10 protein-coding genes are annotated in these 14,983 nt (G+C 68.5%); 1 reads left to right on the forward strand and 9 read right to left on the reverse strand.

Going from position 1 to position 14,983, the window contains the following annotated elements; genetic code table 11:
* Positions 1 to 28 precede the first annotated feature (28 nt).
* The 5 genes from LZ199_RS25655 to LZ199_RS25675 form a co-directional block, all read right to left on the reverse strand.
* Entirely contained in the window at positions 29 to 1,252 is a 1,224-nt protein-coding gene (locus LZ199_RS25655; protein ID WP_253996390.1) for an MxcI, read from the reverse strand.
* Between the two features lie 35 nt (positions 1,253 to 1,287).
* Positions 1,288 to 2,835: a PepSY-associated TM helix domain-containing protein gene (locus tag LZ199_RS25660; protein ID WP_253996391.1), complete on the reverse strand. Its 1,548-nt coding sequence runs from the start codon at positions 2,833 to 2,835 to the stop codon at positions 1,288 to 1,290.
* The gene (locus LZ199_RS25665) at positions 2,832 to 3,089 is read right to left on the reverse strand and encodes a hypothetical protein (RefSeq protein WP_253996392.1); all 258 of its coding nucleotides are present in this window, start codon (positions 3,087 to 3,089) and stop codon (positions 2,832 to 2,834) included. Before LZ199_RS25665 ends, LZ199_RS25660 begins: the two co-directional genes overlap by 4 nt.
* Positions 3,089 to 3,391, reverse strand: coding sequence for a hypothetical protein (locus LZ199_RS25670; protein WP_253996393.1), 303 nt, complete (start codon positions 3,389 to 3,391; stop codon positions 3,089 to 3,091). Before LZ199_RS25670 ends, LZ199_RS25665 begins: the two co-directional genes overlap by 1 nt.
* Before the next feature lie 508 nt (positions 3,392 to 3,899).
* Positions 3,900 to 5,168: a hypothetical protein gene (locus LZ199_RS25675; protein WP_253996394.1), complete on the reverse strand. Its 1,269-nt coding sequence runs from the start codon at positions 5,166 to 5,168 to the stop codon at positions 3,900 to 3,902.
* Between the two features lie 322 nt (positions 5,169 to 5,490).
* Here LZ199_RS25675 and LZ199_RS25680 point away from each other — a divergent pair, with 322 nt between their 5' ends.
* Positions 5,491 to 8,799, forward strand: coding sequence for a MopE-related protein (locus tag LZ199_RS25680; protein WP_253996395.1), 3,309 nt, complete (start codon positions 5,491 to 5,493; stop codon positions 8,797 to 8,799).
* Positions 8,800 to 8,887: 88 nt separating this feature from the next.
* Here LZ199_RS25680 and LZ199_RS25685 read toward each other — a convergent pair whose 3' ends face one another.
* The 4 genes from LZ199_RS25685 to LZ199_RS25700 all read right to left on the reverse strand — a co-directional run bounded on the left by LZ199_RS25685 (position 8,888) and on the right by LZ199_RS25700 (position 14,822).
* Complete coding sequence (locus LZ199_RS25685) at positions 8,888 to 10,978, reverse strand: FUSC family protein (RefSeq protein ID WP_253996396.1); 2,091 nt, start codon at positions 10,976 to 10,978, stop codon at positions 8,888 to 8,890.
* Positions 10,979 to 11,350: 372 nt separating this feature from the next.
* On the reverse strand, positions 11,351 to 11,983 hold the full coding sequence (locus tag LZ199_RS25690; protein ID WP_253996397.1) for a hypothetical protein: 633 nt from the start codon (positions 11,981 to 11,983) through the stop codon (positions 11,351 to 11,353).
* A 39-nt stretch (positions 11,984 to 12,022) separates the two neighbouring features.
* A complete protein-coding gene (locus LZ199_RS25695) occupies positions 12,023 to 13,342 on the reverse strand; it encodes a leucine-rich repeat domain-containing protein (RefSeq protein ID WP_253996398.1) in 1,320 nt (439 codons plus the stop codon).
* A 112-nt stretch (positions 13,343 to 13,454) separates the two neighbouring features.
* Entirely contained in the window at positions 13,455 to 14,822 is a 1,368-nt protein-coding gene (locus LZ199_RS25700; RefSeq protein ID WP_253996399.1) for a hypothetical protein, read from the reverse strand.
* Between the last annotated feature and the right edge of the window lie 161 nt (positions 14,823 to 14,983).

A 14,983-nucleotide genomic window follows, 5' to 3' on the forward strand; every position in this document is an offset into this window, starting at 1 on the left:
CGAAGCCAGGCGCGTCGGGCACGACGGCTCAGCGCACCTTCACGAACTGGTACGCCCAGCCCAGCGTCTCGAAGCGCTTCACCGGCGCGCCGCTGACGCCCAGCTCCCAGATGGCCGTCTTGCTGTAGTCGGCCGTGGGCAGCAGCAGGAACGTCCGGCCGTCCAGCGTGAAGGAGTAGTAACCGCCCGCGATGAAGCCGAGCTCTTCAATGGGCGACGCCGTGCCGGCCTCCAGGTTCACCCGCCACAGCTTCCAGTGCAGGCCGCTGGTGATGTCCGTGGCCTTGGTGTTCTCGTCGATGGTCAGGTTCTCGTCGTGGAACACGGCGACGACGCCGGTGCCATTGCCCAGGTAGCGGAACGCCGCCGTCTGACGGCCGCCGACCATCGAGGAGAGCGAGCGCGTGAAGGTGGTGTCAATCTCCTGCGCCCCGGCCTTGATGCGCACCATGCAGGTGGCGGGCGCGGTCTCCTTGAGGACGGGCGCCGCGGAGCTGAACACCCAGTTGGAGAAGTAGATGTTGCCGGCCTCGTCCTGCGTCGCCACGTCGAGCCCGGGGCACGGCGCATCCAGCAGCTTCACCAGACTGTCATCCGTCTTCGAGTAGATGGCGATCTGCGAGGTGGGCAGGAAGTTGAAGTAGCTGCCATCCGTCCAATAGAACGACTGGAACACATACTCACCGCGCACCACGCGGGCGCGGTCATAGCCCGTCTTCACCACCAGGTCCTCGCGCTCGCGGACCACGCCCGGCACCTCGGCGGGACCGGAGATCTCCATCGTCGAGGGGTTCCAGATGATGCGCCGGGACTCCTCCAGCGACATGTACGCGCTGGTCGAGTCCACGAACTGATTGAAGTAGAGCGGCGAGGTGGTGAGGCCGTAGTTGGCGAAGCTGATGCGCCCCGCGTCCTCCAGCGTGCCGTCATCCTTCACCGTGTAGCGCGACACCTCGGGCGCCTCGCCCGCGCCAACGAAGAGCATCCCGTCAACGGCGCCAATCGTCGCGAAGCCGGAGTGCTCGCGGGCCTTCGTCAAATCCAGCGCGGTGATGTCCAGGGAGTTGAAGACGCTCACGTACGTGGCGCTTCCGGCCTGGGAGAAGACCGACGTGGCCAGGCTGTACACGGGCTCCTTGGTATCGGACGGGCCCGGCGTCTTCTCGTCGTCGTCTCCGCAGCCCACCAGGGCGGTGGTGAGCAGGAGCGAGGTGGCGGCGGATGCCGTGGCGAGACGGCGGAGGGTGCGCATGATGGACTCCGTTGAGGGGGGTGAGGCGTGGAGGGTCAGGTCGGCACGGAGGCTGAAGCGTCCGGCTCGACGGTGGAGGGAGAAGCCACGGGCGTGGGGCGCTGGAGGCGCCGGATGGCACGCGCGGCGCCCGCGAGGAGGAGCGCCAGCGCCACGAGGCCCAGCTCCGTCGCCAGCACGTGCGACGAGCCCGAGACGAAGGGCAGCCGCCCCATCCTCGCCCCGTCGATGAGTGGGACGACGACGAGCAGCGCGCTGGCGCCCAGGAGCAGGCGGCGCGCATACCGCGCGGGCTCGCCGTCGACGAAGGCGCCCGCGATTCCGAGCCCCCAGGCCGCGAGGAAGACAGCGTGCTCCCAGCTCGGACGCGCGGACAGCTCCGCGGGGAGCAGCTGGTTGGCGAGGAAGAGGCTGGCGACCGCCAGCGCGAGTCCCGCGCAGAAGCCGGAGGTCAGCATCGCGAGCACGCGGTCGAAGCGACTGGACGCCTTCGCGCGCCGCCGCTCCAGCCAGAGCAGGTTGCCCGCGAGGATGCCGAACGCGGAGACGAAGGCCAGCAGGGCGTAGAGCACCTTTGCGGGGAAGCTTGCCCAGGTGGCGAAGTGAAGCCCGTACAGCGGGTCCATCACCCGCGAGTAGAGCGTCCCACCGCCCGTGTCGCGGGCCCACAAGAGCTCTCCGGTCCTCGAGACGCGCACGTGGGTGAAGGCGTGCAGCGTGCCCTCGCGCTCCCCGGGGAGATGGACGATGCCCTGCTCGTCACCGAGGTTGTCGAAGAAGAACCAGGAGTGCTCCGACGCGGGGAAGCGCTGCTTCGCCAGGGCGAGCGCATGGGCCAGGTCGGGAGCACCCGCGGGCTTGCCTGACGCGGCGGGAGGAGCAGGCCAGTCCACGGCGAGCGCCTTCACCTGCGGGTCGCCCTTCATCGACGTCTTCACCACGGCGGGCTCGAACCAGTCGTCGAGCCAGAGAATCCCACCGGTGATTCCGAAGACGAGCAGGAAGGGCGCGCTGATGACGCCAATCACCTTGTGCGTGTCGGACCAGAACACCCGGCGCGCGGAGCCCGGACGGAACTGCACCAGCTCGCGCATCATCCTGCCGAGCTGGAGCAGCAGCCCGGTGCCCACCAGCAGGACGAGCACGGCCGAGGCGAGCCCCGACAGGTGCTGTCCGCCGGGTATCGGCTCCAGGAAGTGCATCGCGTTGAGGAACTCGCCCAGGTCGCTGCGCTCCCCGAGCTGCCGGCCGGTGACGGGGTCCCACCAGAGCGGATGGATGGCGCCGTCGGTCATCCGCCACAAGCGCAGCCACGGCTCCTCCGCGGTGGGCAGGGAGATGCCGAACCACACGGGTCGAGACGCGGCCTCCGAGTCCGCCAGCCGCTGCGCGAGCTCGACGGCCCGCGCCTCCGGGACGGCGATGGGCGCGCGGAACGTGGGCTCCTGCCAGGGCGACAGCTCCTCCGCGAAGAGAGCGAAGGCCCCCAGGAAGAACGTCACGAACAGGACCAGGGACGACAGCACGCCGGCCCACGCGTGGGCATCCCAGAGAATCTCGTAGGCACGGGCAGAGAGCTTCAAGCGAGCACCAGGACGACGGCCGCCACGGCGGCGACTCCGGCGGAGACAGCCCAGGCACGCGCGGCGCTGCGGGCAAGCAATGCCAGACACACGGCGGTGGCGGCGGCGGGCAGGACTGCGAGCACCGCGATGAGCAGCCTGACATCCGCCGGCACGGGTAACACCGCCGGTACGGCCAGGCTCGCGAGCACCGCGGCGCCGGGAGCACCCGTCACGGCGGCGGCGATACGGCCGGCTCCATGCTGGTGGGCCATCAGGCGCCTCCCCACCACAGCACCGCGAGCCCCAGCGCGCCCAGCGGCCACACATACCGCGTGGCGCGAGGCCACAGCGGCACCGCGAACGCGAGGAGGGGAACCACCAGCATCGCCAGCACGGCGGCGCAGGTCAGCCCCACCGCGAGCCCCTGGGCCTTCACGGCGAACCCCACGGAGGTGAGGAGGCAGAACGCCCCCAGCGCCCTCCCCCACAGGGGACGGCCGGTCAGCAGCGGAGGAAGCGCGACGCCACGGAGCACGGCGAGGCCCAGCACCATCAGCAGGGTCGATGTCGCCATGTCCTCCTCGGGAACCGCCAACTGATAATGATTCGCAATTGCGAATCGCGGGCAGTTCAACCGCACCCACGAGGTGATGTCAAGGCGAGCCGTGAGCCCTGCCTGGAGAGGCACCGTCAATGCCCGGAGCGCAGGTTTTCAGCGCCTGGATTCAAAGCAGGACGCCTGAAATCCAAGGCGTGAGAGAGCGGACGAGAGGGCGAGCGTGGCTCTCCCGCCTGGCGCCACTGGGGGCGATGGTGGCCCGCGCCAGCAGCGAAGTCCGTGCGCTGCGGGAAGGTCCGTGCCCACCCGTGGCACGAGGGCCAGGGCCTTCACCTGAGGTGCGGGCTGTGATTGGCGATTCTTGTCGTCCCCGCGCCAGGGTTTCCACGGTAGCGGCTCGAGGGGACGACTGTGCAACCAGACGTGGTGCTGCATCCGCGTGGTGCGACAGCGGACCGGGTTCGTGTCCCAGACGGGGAACCACGCCTGCAAGCCCTGCCTCGGCAGCAACGACTGACGCGGCTCAGGGCGCGTCGAAGAGGCGCGGGTCGCCCTGGCGGGAGCGGAACAGGTCGACGATGTAGTTCATGCGCTGGTCGAACTGGGACCAGTCATTGGCCGACGAGCCCTTCAGCGAGTTGGGCGTCTTGTCGTACTGGGACAGGAGCTTGTTCAGCTCGCCGCTCTCGATGGTGCGCAGGTGCTCGGGGAAGTCGCCCTGCGCCCCGGGCTTCACGTCGTCACCCAGGCTCAGGCTGCCCTCCGGCAGGCCAATCTTCATCATGTGCTCGGTGGCGAACTGGCGGAACTGCCCCGTCAGGCTGTCCACGACGCTGTCCACCGCCTTGTCGACCAGGCCGGCCGCCTTGGCGCCCTTGTAGGCGAGGTTCGCCGGGAAGGGCAGCGCATTGCCGGCCGCGTCGAGCGTGGCCTTCACGATGGGGGCGAAGGTCTCCTTGAGCGGGGCGTTGAGGGCGCGTTCGACTTCGCCCTGAATCAGGCTCTGCTCGTGGACGCCCACCCGGTCATTGGCGGAGAGCATCAGCTCCGCCTTCTTGTTCGGGTCCTGCTCGAACATCGCCTTGGCGTAGTCGGAGAAGGCGGCCTTGAGGTTCTCCTTCCCGGGAGGGAAGCCTTCCAGGTACTTCTCCACCTTCGCGGCGTCGTACTTCGTGTCGCCCTTGAAGGTCTCCGTGAAGCGCTGGAACTCCGGCGCGATGTCCCGGAAGAGCTTCTGGTTGCCATCCGCGATGGCATCACTGACGCGGTTCAGCGCGTCCCGGATGGGAATCTTCAGGGCCTCCGTCAGCGCCGGCGCCAGGGGATTGATAGCGCCCAGGCCGATGTTCGTCAGCGCACCGAGCCACTTGTTGTCGCCCTTGAGCTGGTCCATGAAAGCCTTCGGCAGGTCCTCCTGCCGGATGCTCACGCCCGCCTGCTTCGAAGCCCAGACACCGAAGGTGGCCCAGTTGGCGTTCTCCTTGCCGAGCAGGCCCGCCATCTGGTTGGAGAGCTCGTAGTAGCCCTGGGTGATGGCGTGGTTGCGGGCCACCGGGTCCTTGATGTTGGCGATGCCTTCGATGTCGACCTTGCCCGGCACCGGCGCCTTGACGGGGACCGTCGGATTCAGCTCCACGGGCGCCTTGGCCGGGGACCGGGACTCGAACCGCGACTCGTCGCGCAACAGGCGATTCGGGGCGGCCTCCTCGGCCTTCGCCGGAGCCTTCTTGGGCAGAGGCTCGGGGACGAACACCGGCTGCTGACGGCGGGTCAGGTCTCGAATGGCGCTCATGACAAGATTATCGAGAAGCGCGAATTCCAGTTGCGTGCCTGGGGTCGGAATCCTCCCCCGGGTCCAAGCAGCGCCATGTGAAGGACCCCTCGGGTTCCCCGTGGTCGCCGCGCGTCAATGACAGGGGAAGCCGAGCCATTGTAATTCGTGGCATTCCCAGGAGCAGCCCTTGACCAGACAGCCGTCCGTAGAACCCACGAGCCGCCTCGCGGCTTGCGTGGCAGTCCTTGCTCTCACAACGCTGAGCTGTGGTGGGCCGGAGAGTCTCCCCGAGCAGGAGCTCGAAGCCGCCACGACGCGGCAAACCCTCACGGCGACGAGGGTGCCAGAGGCAGTGGCCTCGGGTGGCTTTCACTCCCTCTTCTTGAAGAAGGATGGAGAGGTCCTGGCGTGGGGCCAGAACGTCGCCGGGCAGTTGGGGACGGGCAGCACCGGTGTGCCACAGGCGCAGCCGCTCAAGGTCAATGGGCTCCCGGCCATCAAGGCCATCGCGGCCGGCATCGCCCACTCCCTGGCGTTGGATGTGAGCGGCAACGTGTGGGCGTGGGGGCAGAACGCGAACGGACAGGCGGGACTCGGTACGGCCGGCGGGACGGTGCTGATGCCGGCGCAGCTGACAGCGCTCTCTGGCATCCAGGCCATCGCGGCCAATGGGAACTACTCGCTCGCGCTCGGCGTGGATGGTCGCGTGTGGGCGTGGGGGCAGAACACGGCGGGACAGGTCGGCACGGGGGCGACGAGCGCTTCGGTGGCCACGCCCACCGCCGTGGCCGCGCTTCCCACCATTCGAGCCGTGGCCGCGGGTCTGAACCACGTCCTGGCGCTGGATGCGGATGAGAAGGTGTGGAGCTGGGGTCAGAACACCTCCGGACAGGTGGGCACCGGGAGCACGGGGGCCACGGTGCTGGTGCCCCGGCGGATTGTGGGGATTCCGAACGCGAAGGGCATCGCCGCCGGCGCGGGGCACTCGCTCATCATCGATGAGCAGTTCGGCAATGTGTGGGCCTGGGGCCAGAACACCTTCGGCCAGGTGGGCACCGGGGCGGCGTCTTCCACGTCCGTGCTGACGCCGGGTCCAGTCAGTGGCGTGTTCGCGGCCACCGCCATCGTCGCCGGGCATAACCACTCACTGGCCATCATGGGCAACGGACTGGTGAAGGCCTGGGGCCACAATGCATTCGGTCAGCTGGGTGATGGCACCACGGTGAGCAGCGCTTCGGCGCTGGGCGTGACGGGCTTCGGGGACGCGAAGGCCATCGCCGCTGGCGCGCAGCACTCGCTGGCGCTGCGCCCGGGATGTCCCGTGTGGGGCTGGGGCAACAATGGGCAGGGGCAGCTTGGCACCGGCACTGCCTCCAGCACGCCGACGACGGTGGCCGGGTCCACGCTGATCATCGATACCTTCTACTTCGACACCGACATGGATGGGTACGGCAACGAGTACGTCTCCGAGCAGGCGTGCGAGCCGTCTCCGGGCTTCGTGGAGGAGCTGGACTGCGACGACTACACGTCCACGACCTATCCAGGCGCGCCGGAGCTGTGCAACGGGGTGGATGACAGTTGTGACGGGTTGGTGGATGACGGCAATCCCGAGGGCGGCGGTGGCTGTTCGACGGGGCTGCTCGGTGTCTGCGCGACGGGCGTCACCGCCTGCACGAACGGCAGCGTGGTCTGCCAGCAAACGCAGGTCGCCTCCGCGGAGCAGTGCGACTTGCTGGACAACGACTGCGACGGCGAGGCCGACGAGGGCAACCCGGGCGGGCTCGACACGTGCGACACGAAGCAGTTGGGCATCTGTGGAGCGGGCGTGACGTTCTGCAGCCACGGAGTCATCGCATGCGTGCAGAAGGAGCGCCCTGCCGCCGAGGTCTGTGACTCGGTGGACAACAACTGCGACGGCTCGGTGGACGAAGGGATGCCCACGCAGGCGTGGTACCGCGACGCAGATGGGGACGGAGCGGGCAACGCGAGCCAGTCCGTGCAGGACTGTCGGCAGCCCTCGGGCTACGTCGCGACGGCCGGTGACTGCGACGATGGCAACAGCGCCATCCGGCCCGGTGTGACGGAGGTCTGCGACTCCGTGGACAACAACTGCGACGGCACCGTGGACGAGAACGTCGGGTCCACTTGGTACCGCGACGCGGACGGCGATGGGCATGGCAGGCCGGATCAGTCCGTGGTCGCCTGCACCCAGCCCACGGGCTATGTCGCCAACACCACCGACTGCAACGACAGCAGCGCCGCCATCCGGCCCGGCGCAACGGAGGCCTGCGACTCCGTGGACAACAACTGCGACGGCGCGGTGGACGAGAACGTCGGGTCCACCTGGTACCGCGACGCGGATAGCGACGGGCATGGCAGGTCGGACCAGTCCGTGGTCGCGTGTTCCCAGCCTGCTGGCTACGTGGCGAATACCACTGACTGCAATGACGGCAGTGCCGGCATCCGGCCCGGTGCGACAGAGGTCTGCGACTCCGTGGACAACAACTGCAACGGCACCGTGGACGAAGACGTGAAGCTCACCTGGTACCGCGACGCGGACGGTGACGGCCATGGCAGGACAGACCAGTCCACGCTCGCTTGCACCCAGCCCGCGGGCTACGTCGCCAACACCACCGACTGCAACGACAGCAGTGCCGCCATCCGGCCCGGTGCGACAGAGGTCTGCGACGCCGTGGACAACAACTGCAACGGCACCGTGGACGAGAACGTCGGGTCCACCTGGTACCGCGATGCGGACGGTGATGGCCATGGCAGGTCAGACCAGTCCGTAGTGGCCTGCACCCAGCCCACGGGCTACGTCGCCAACACCACCGACTGCAACGACAGCAGTGCCGCCATCCGGCCCGGTGTGACGGAGGTCTGCGACTCCGTGGACAACAACTGCAATGGCTCAGTGGATGAGAACGTCGGGTCCACCTGGTACCGCGACGCGGATGGCGATGGCCATGGCAGGTCGGACCAGACCACGCGCGCCTGCACCCAGCCTGCTGGCTATGTCGCGAACACCACCGACTGCAACGACGGCAGTGCCGCCATCCAGCCCGGCGCATCGGAAGTCTGCGACTCGGTGGACAACAACTGCAATGGTTCAGTGGATGAGAATGTGACGCCCACCTGGTATCGCGATGCGGACGGCGATGGCCATGGCAGGTCAGACCAATCCACGCTCGCCTGCGCCCAGCCCGCTGGCTACGTCGCGAACACCACCGATTGTAACGACAGCAACAGCGCCATTCGGCCCGGCGCGTCGGAGGTCTGCGACTCAGTGGACAACAACTGCAACGGCACGGTGGACGAAAATGTCACGCCCACCTGGTACCGCGACGTGGATGGAGACAACTATGGGGTCGTGAGCAACACGGTCTCTGCCTGCACGCGCCCCGCCGGCTACGCTGCTGCTTCCGGTGACTGCAACGACAACAGTGCGACCGTCAACCCGGGAGCCTCCGAAGCCTGTGACACGATAGACAACAATTGCGATGGAGAAATGCTTGAGTATCCCGCGTGCAAGTGCCCTCCTGTCTACGATTTGACGTTCGAACCAGGCTGGGCGACGACGGAGTCCGCTGTATCAACATTGCCCCCGATCGAGTCTATTGACTGCAAACCGCGCCCTTTCCCGCTGTAATGCACCGGTGAGGCTGTGAAGAAAGGGCTCGGGACGCTGGTCCCGAGCCCTCGCTTTCATCCACGCCTTTGACGTCAGCTTTCAGCCGTCACGTCCACACCAGCCTCCCCACCGCGCCATGCAGGATTTCGAGCTGACGCGGCACCCGCTCCACCAACGGCCCCGACACCGGGTCGTTCGCGATACGGCGCAACGGAAGCTCCGGCATCGGCGGCGGCGTTTGTCCCTGATTCAGCGAGTCCGCGAGCACATCCAGCGTCCCGCCCGCCTTGTGCGCCACCACGTCCAGGACCTCCGACGACGGAATCACCGCCTTCTGCTCCCCCAGCGCCGTCACCGACGCGGCGAGCCTGCGTGAGTACGTCAGCAACGCCATCGCCGGCTCCAGCCGGTGCGCAGGTCCTCGATACTCCGCCATGAGCCGCTCGAAGGACGCCTCCGCGTCAATCATCGCGAGCCCCAGGTCCCTGCGCGCCGCGCTGACCTTCGGCTCGGTGCCGCTGCGGCTCGCCGCGACCTGCCTGAAGTAGTTTCCATCCGCCCGCAGCATCGTCGCCGCGGCGTCCGGGAAGCGCCTGCGCTCCGGATATGGCCACAACAGCCACACCCCCGCGAGCGCCAGCACACACGCCACCAACACCCCCAGCGCCCGGTTCTCCGCGACGCTCCAGTCCCCCGCGCTCAGCGTCGCCAGCAGCAGGAAGTCCGGCGTGAGCAGTATCTGGAACGCACCGAAGTTGAGCGGCAGCAACGACACGGAGACCGCCGTCAGCACCCCAATCACCAGAATCAACACCAGCGGAGACCCCACCCCCGTGGCAATCACCGCCGCGAGCGTCCCACCCAGCAACGTCCCCGTCACCCGCTGGAGCGCACGCTCCTCCGTGTTCGCCGAATAGGGCTGGAGAATGCCGATGGCGGAGAGCACCACCCAGTACGCCTCGCCCAGCCCCAGCACCCGCGTGAGGACCAGCGCCAGACAGGCGACCGTCCCCGCTCGCAACGCATGCCGGAGCACCACGGACCGTGAGTTCAGGTTCGCACGCAATGTCTCCAGCAGCGGACGCCGCTGGCTCGCCAGCAACATGGACCGCGGATGCCCCACGGCCACCGGGTCGCCACGCCGCATCGCCATGGCGGCTCGCTGCGCCGCGACGGCGTGCCCTCTCAACCGCGTCAGCAACTCCGTCACGGAAGCGGGAACCACCCGCAGCCACTTGCCCCGGAGCCCCAGCTCCTCATGGTGCGTGGGAAAGCGCGGCCAGTAGACAGCCGCCGTATCCGGCGCGAGCGACACCGTCGCCACCCGCTGGGAAATCTCCGCGTACCAGTCGCACGCCCGCGCCACCTGCTCCCGCACGGGACGCAGCCTGCGCTCGGGGCTCGCCACCTCCATCGCCTGCGCCAGCGCGAACAACACCCCCAGCACCTGCTCGCTCACCTCCAGGAGCACGAGCAGGTGCTCACCTCGCCGCGATTCATCGGAGCGCCCTACCCGTGTTGACGCCAGCGTCTGCCGGGCTCGCTCTATCTTCGCGCGCAGCGGCAGGTGCCGCGTCGTGCCCGCCGTCCACACCTCCGCGGGCGCCCCCGCGCGAGCAAGCGTGGCGAGGTCCCGCGCCCCCTCCGCGAGCGACGTGTACACATGTGCGATGGCCCGACGCGACGGGCGATAGGGATGCACCGGCCAGAGCACCAGCGACTGCAACATCGCCCATCCGCCCCCCAATAGAAGTGCCCCTCCCCGCGTCAGCGCCGCGTCCAGTTCCACCGCATGCGCCCCCAGCGACGCCACGAAGATGACCGCGAGCTTCTCTCCCACCGAGCCCGCCGTGTCGCCGTAACACCGGGCGAACGTCAGGACGAAGACTCCCACCAGGAGCAGAATCGCATCCACGAAGAGACGCCCGCCCGCCAGCGCGGCGATGGCGCCCACGAGCGCTCCAAGCACCGTCACTGTACCCATCACTCGCGCCCTGCCCCGATACGCCCCTCCTGGATTCGCCAGCGTCACGAGCAATCCGGTGAGCCCCAACCAGCCCGCGTCCTTGAAGCCCAGCAGCGTGGCAAGCGAGTACGGAATGGTGACGGCCAGCGCCGCGCGAACACCGGCCGCCCATGCCGGCCTGCCCGGCTGGAGTCGGAAGAACCTCCGGATGTGGCGCAAGAGACGATGCATCCGCGAGCCTCCCCTGTCCGCGATGAATGTCCTCATGTGCTCACGCACCGCGTCGCCCGAAAGCTCCCCCGCTCGCAGGGGCGCCCGGTGGGCGACGTGGGCGGGGAGGCATGCGTCCCCGGCACGCCGCCCTCGCGATGGAGAGGTGGGACCAGATGCCGCCAAAGCCCTTGCTGGAGCCGCCTCCTCACGTGAGAGGCTGCCCCGGCGCCTCACCCGCCATCCTCGGCCTCAGGAGCCACAGGCCTGGCTGGTGCGCGCGGTGAACCGCTGCCCCGGTGCCTCACCCGCCATCCATGGCTTCCCATCACCGCATGCGCCTCTCGCGTCGCACGGCCCCCGCGCATCACGCTCCGAGGCAGGCTCTCAACCTCAAGGCCAGGCCTTGATGGGCTCGGAGAGGACCCGTCGCAGCGCCGCGTCGCGCGCGGCCACGTCATCCCCCACCAGCGCGTCCAGAAGCGCCACCTGCTCCTGCCTTCGCTCGGGGTCATGCACCCACAGGCCATGCCTCGCCATCAACATCTCCGCGGCATCCAGCCGCACCGAATCCCGAGGCCGCTCGCAAAGGAGCCGCGCGAGGCGCGCACTGGCGTCGCTCGAAGGCAAGGCACGGCGCAACCCTTCCGACGCGATGCCCTTGGCCCACTGGTCCTCGAGCCGGGCCACCGTGCCTTCCAACAGGTCCAGCGCCATCGGCTCGTCCACGAGCACGACAAGCGCCGCTGCCGCCTCCAGCTCGAAGTACGTGGGCACCCCACCGGGCCTCCACGGCAGCGGGACGGCCTCGCGCAGCAAGGTGACGGTGGCCGGCGTCGGGTCCAGGACCGCCAGCGCCACCGGGGCACGCACCTCCCGTTGAGAGAGGAGCCGCGTCAGCGTGGCGCGCACCTGGACCTTTTCATCCGGACCGAGCTGTCTCAGGTTGCCCAACGAGAACCCGTCGAGCCGCTCCCGCCCCTGTGCATCGACCTCCCGCTTGAACAGCTCATAGGCCGCCGTCATCCCCGTCTCCCATTCTCACCCGCGCGTGGCATCGGCGGCTCAATAACCCACGTGCAGCCGGCCTGGAGGCAGCGCCGCCTCCAGGCGCCGAACCTCCTTCGCGGGAATCTTCTCCAGCCCCAGTTTGAACTGCTTGAGGCGCGCGAGCGGAGCGAGGTTCGCGGGCAGCTCCGCCACTTCGCCCTGGAAGAAACCGGAGTGCGTCAGCTTCGGCATCCGGCCCAGGCCGTCCACCAACATCTGAAGCTTCTTCGGCGACGTCTTGAAGAAGCGCCACCACCAGAGCTTCTTGAGCTTCGGCAGGCGCGTCAGCACCTCTGGGAAGCCGTCCAGCCCCGTGACATCCAGATACAGCTCCTCCAGGGACTCCAGCTGGCCGAACGCCTCCGGGAGGCGATTGAGCTTGTCGCAGTAGCGCAGGCTCAGCTTCTTGAGCGCGGGCAGCCGGCACAGCTCCTCGGGCAGTGTGCTCACCGGCAAGCGCTCCACACTGAGGGAGCGCAGCGCGCGCAACTCACCGATGCGCGGTGAAATCACCTCGATGGGATTGGAGTCCAACGTGAGGCCCTCCAAGCCCGTGAGGGAGAAGACCTCCTCGGGAATGGCCTTCAGCTTCTTGAGCGAGAGCCCGAGCCGAGGCGCTTTCTCCCCCTTCGTCACCTTCTCCTTCGCGGCGGCAATCGCCTTCTCCACCGGACCGAGCCGCGTGTCCGCCAGCACGGGCTTGCCCTTGCGCAGCTTCTCGCGGAGCCCCTTCCGGTCCAGCGTCGAGTCGACGACGCCATCCTCGTCCTCCTCTTCGACCGTGTAGGCCCCTCGCAGCAGCGCCTCGTGCGGCTCCAGTTTCTGGCGAGGCTTGTCCGGAGCGGTGAGCTTGCTGCCCACGAGGACGTCCACGTCGAGCGCGCCCGCCACATGGAGGTGGTGGTGTTCCTCGACGAGCGCCCGCGCCTTCAATCCACCCGCGACAGAGAAGACGTCGTCGCCGAGCGAGTCTCCGAAGAGGAGCCCTCGAATCCGGACGCTCCCCGCGATGAACATGGCGGAGACCGTCGCCACGTTCTCCACCTCCAGGTCTCCCAGCACGACGAGGAGCGTGTGGTCGGCCGCGTGTCCGTCCTCAAGCAGCCCCTTCAGCCGGACGCTTCCGGAGACGACGAGCGGCCGGGGCCCGACGACCAGCGTGTCCGCCTCCAGGTCACCTTCGTGGAGCAAGACCCCCTCGTCGGTGACACCCTTCCACCAGGAGGACAGCTGCTGCCTCCACTTGGGCGTCGCCGCCGACTCCACGCGAGTCCATGCCTCCCCCGCTGAAACCTCACGCCCCCAGTTCGTCACCGCCCCCTGCTTCGCCGCCATGTTCCAGAAACTCCCAGCCAGAGATTACCAGCGCCGGGCATCAGTTCACGAACGATGGCGGGCAGCAACTCCGCGCGGCACCAGCGCCCTGCTCATGCGTCAACGCCTCGCTTCACGGTTCCGGAGGCTCCGTCACGGTGGGTGGCGGACTCGACAGGCTGTGCAGTTTGAAGAGCTGGAAACAGGAGATGACGGCACAGAGAAGAATGAGAGCACCAATCAGGTAGCCCCCGAGGAGGAAGATGGCGACGCCGAAGAGGAGATCAATCGGGACGGCAATCCAACCGGGGATGGCGCTCCGCGTGAGCATCGCCAGCCCGGCGAGTCCCAGGACGGGGGACGCGAGACACAGGGTGCCCATTATCGGATAGAAGGGCTCTCCCTTGGGCGAGGCCATCGTGGACAGGGTGCCCATCACCACAACCAGCGCAGCCACGCCACATTGGGTGATGATCAGGTCCCGCAACAACGCACGACGGAGGACAGCGGGCTCCCTCTCTCTGTCGAGACAATCCGCGCAGTGCGTCCGCTCGGACGCGAGCGTCTCTGGCAGACAGGCCTCACAAAAGAACCCTCCGCAGCGCGGGCAGCTCTGGACCTCTTCCACCCGAGGGTGCCGGGGGCAGCGTGCCGTCGTGGCCTCCGTCGGCGCCTCGGTGGGGGTCGGGTCCATGCCGGCGGAGAGCGCCTCGAACACGGGCGGCGAGGACTCGCGCGTCGCGCCCGCGAGCGAGGCGAGACACCGAGGACAGAACTCCGCGTCGCGTGGCGCCACGGCGCCACAGGTGCAGCGCACGCGCGCGGCGTTCTCGGTCGCGTCCGTGGCCTCGGCCCAGCGCGCCGTGTCCAGGTCCTGACCGGGCTCCCAGATGAGGGTGCTGCCGGGCTCGGCGTCCTTCGTGAAGACGCCGGGCGTGACAGCGGCGATGAAGCCCTCCGGCATCGCGCGCGCCACATGACGCCGCGTCCCCGGCTCGGCGGGCCCCAGGCCCATGGACGGGGCCAGCGCAACGGCGAGGGCGGGAAGGCCAACGCCCGTGGAGGCAAACACACCGGCCCTGAGGAGCGTGCTCGACAGCGGGCGGGCCACGGGCTGGACCTCCACCTGCTCCAGCGTGTCGAACAAGCGCCAGGGAGGACGCACCCGCATGGCGTCCTCGGGGACAGGTGCCTCGATGAGGAAGAGCAGTTCCTTCATGTCGGCATCGAGAGTCAACGGCAAGACCCACCGCAGCACCCTCCCGCCTTCCAGCGAGGGAAGGCCCCCACGCCGCACCTCTCGCCGCGTCACGGCGTCGACGACGCGCAGGCTCATCGAAGGCGGCAAGGGCGCGAAGGCCGCCTGGAGCCAGATGACGGCGCGCGCCTCGGTGCCTCCAGGGGGCTGGAGGATGGGCTCCACGTGAAGCTGCACCGCTCCGAACTCCCGAGGCTGACGCCCGAGCGCATCCAGGATGTCCGGGTGAAGGCTTTCGTCCATGGACGGGAGGCAACAGCAGCCGCGCCCCAAAGACAACGGAGAACACCTGATACCCGCAGGCGCATCCGACCCGGACTCCGATGGCGTCCAGGCGAGCTCGCCCAAGTCCAGGTCTCGATTGACCTCGCCGAGGCGCGCGTCGCGATAACACAACCACCCCG

The sequence above is a fragment of the Myxococcus qinghaiensis genome, assembly GCF_024198215.1.
Classification (GTDB): domain Bacteria; phylum Myxococcota; class Myxococcia; order Myxococcales; family Myxococcaceae; genus Myxococcus; species Myxococcus qinghaiensis.

Excerpts from the sequence above, each read along its gene's own strand:
- LZ199_RS25685 (WP_253996396.1), bottom strand. The coding sequence starts at position 10,978 with ATGCATCGTCTCTTGCGCCACATCCGGAGGTTCTTCCGACTCCAGCCG.
- LZ199_RS25695 (WP_253996398.1), bottom strand. The coding sequence starts at position 13,342 with ATGGCGGCGAAGCAGGGGGCGGTGACGAACTGGGGGCGTGAGGTTTCA.
- LZ199_RS25665 (WP_253996392.1), bottom strand. The coding sequence starts at position 3,089 with ATGGCCCACCAGCATGGAGCCGGCCGTATCGCCGCCGCCGTGACGGGT.
- LZ199_RS25670 (WP_253996393.1), bottom strand. The coding sequence starts at position 3,391 with ATGGCGACATCGACCCTGCTGATGGTGCTGGGCCTCGCCGTGCTCCGT.
- LZ199_RS25700 (WP_253996399.1), bottom strand. The coding sequence starts at position 14,822 with ATGGACGAAAGCCTTCACCCGGACATCCTGGATGCGCTCGGGCGTCAG.
- LZ199_RS25655 (WP_253996390.1), bottom strand. The coding sequence starts at position 1,252 with ATGCGCACCCTCCGCCGTCTCGCCACGGCATCCGCCGCCACCTCGCTC.
- LZ199_RS25675 (WP_253996394.1), bottom strand. The coding sequence starts at position 5,168 with ATGAGCGCCATTCGAGACCTGACCCGCCGTCAGCAGCCGGTGTTCGTC.
- LZ199_RS25690 (WP_253996397.1), bottom strand. The coding sequence starts at position 11,983 with ATGACGGCGGCCTATGAGCTGTTCAAGCGGGAGGTCGATGCACAGGGG.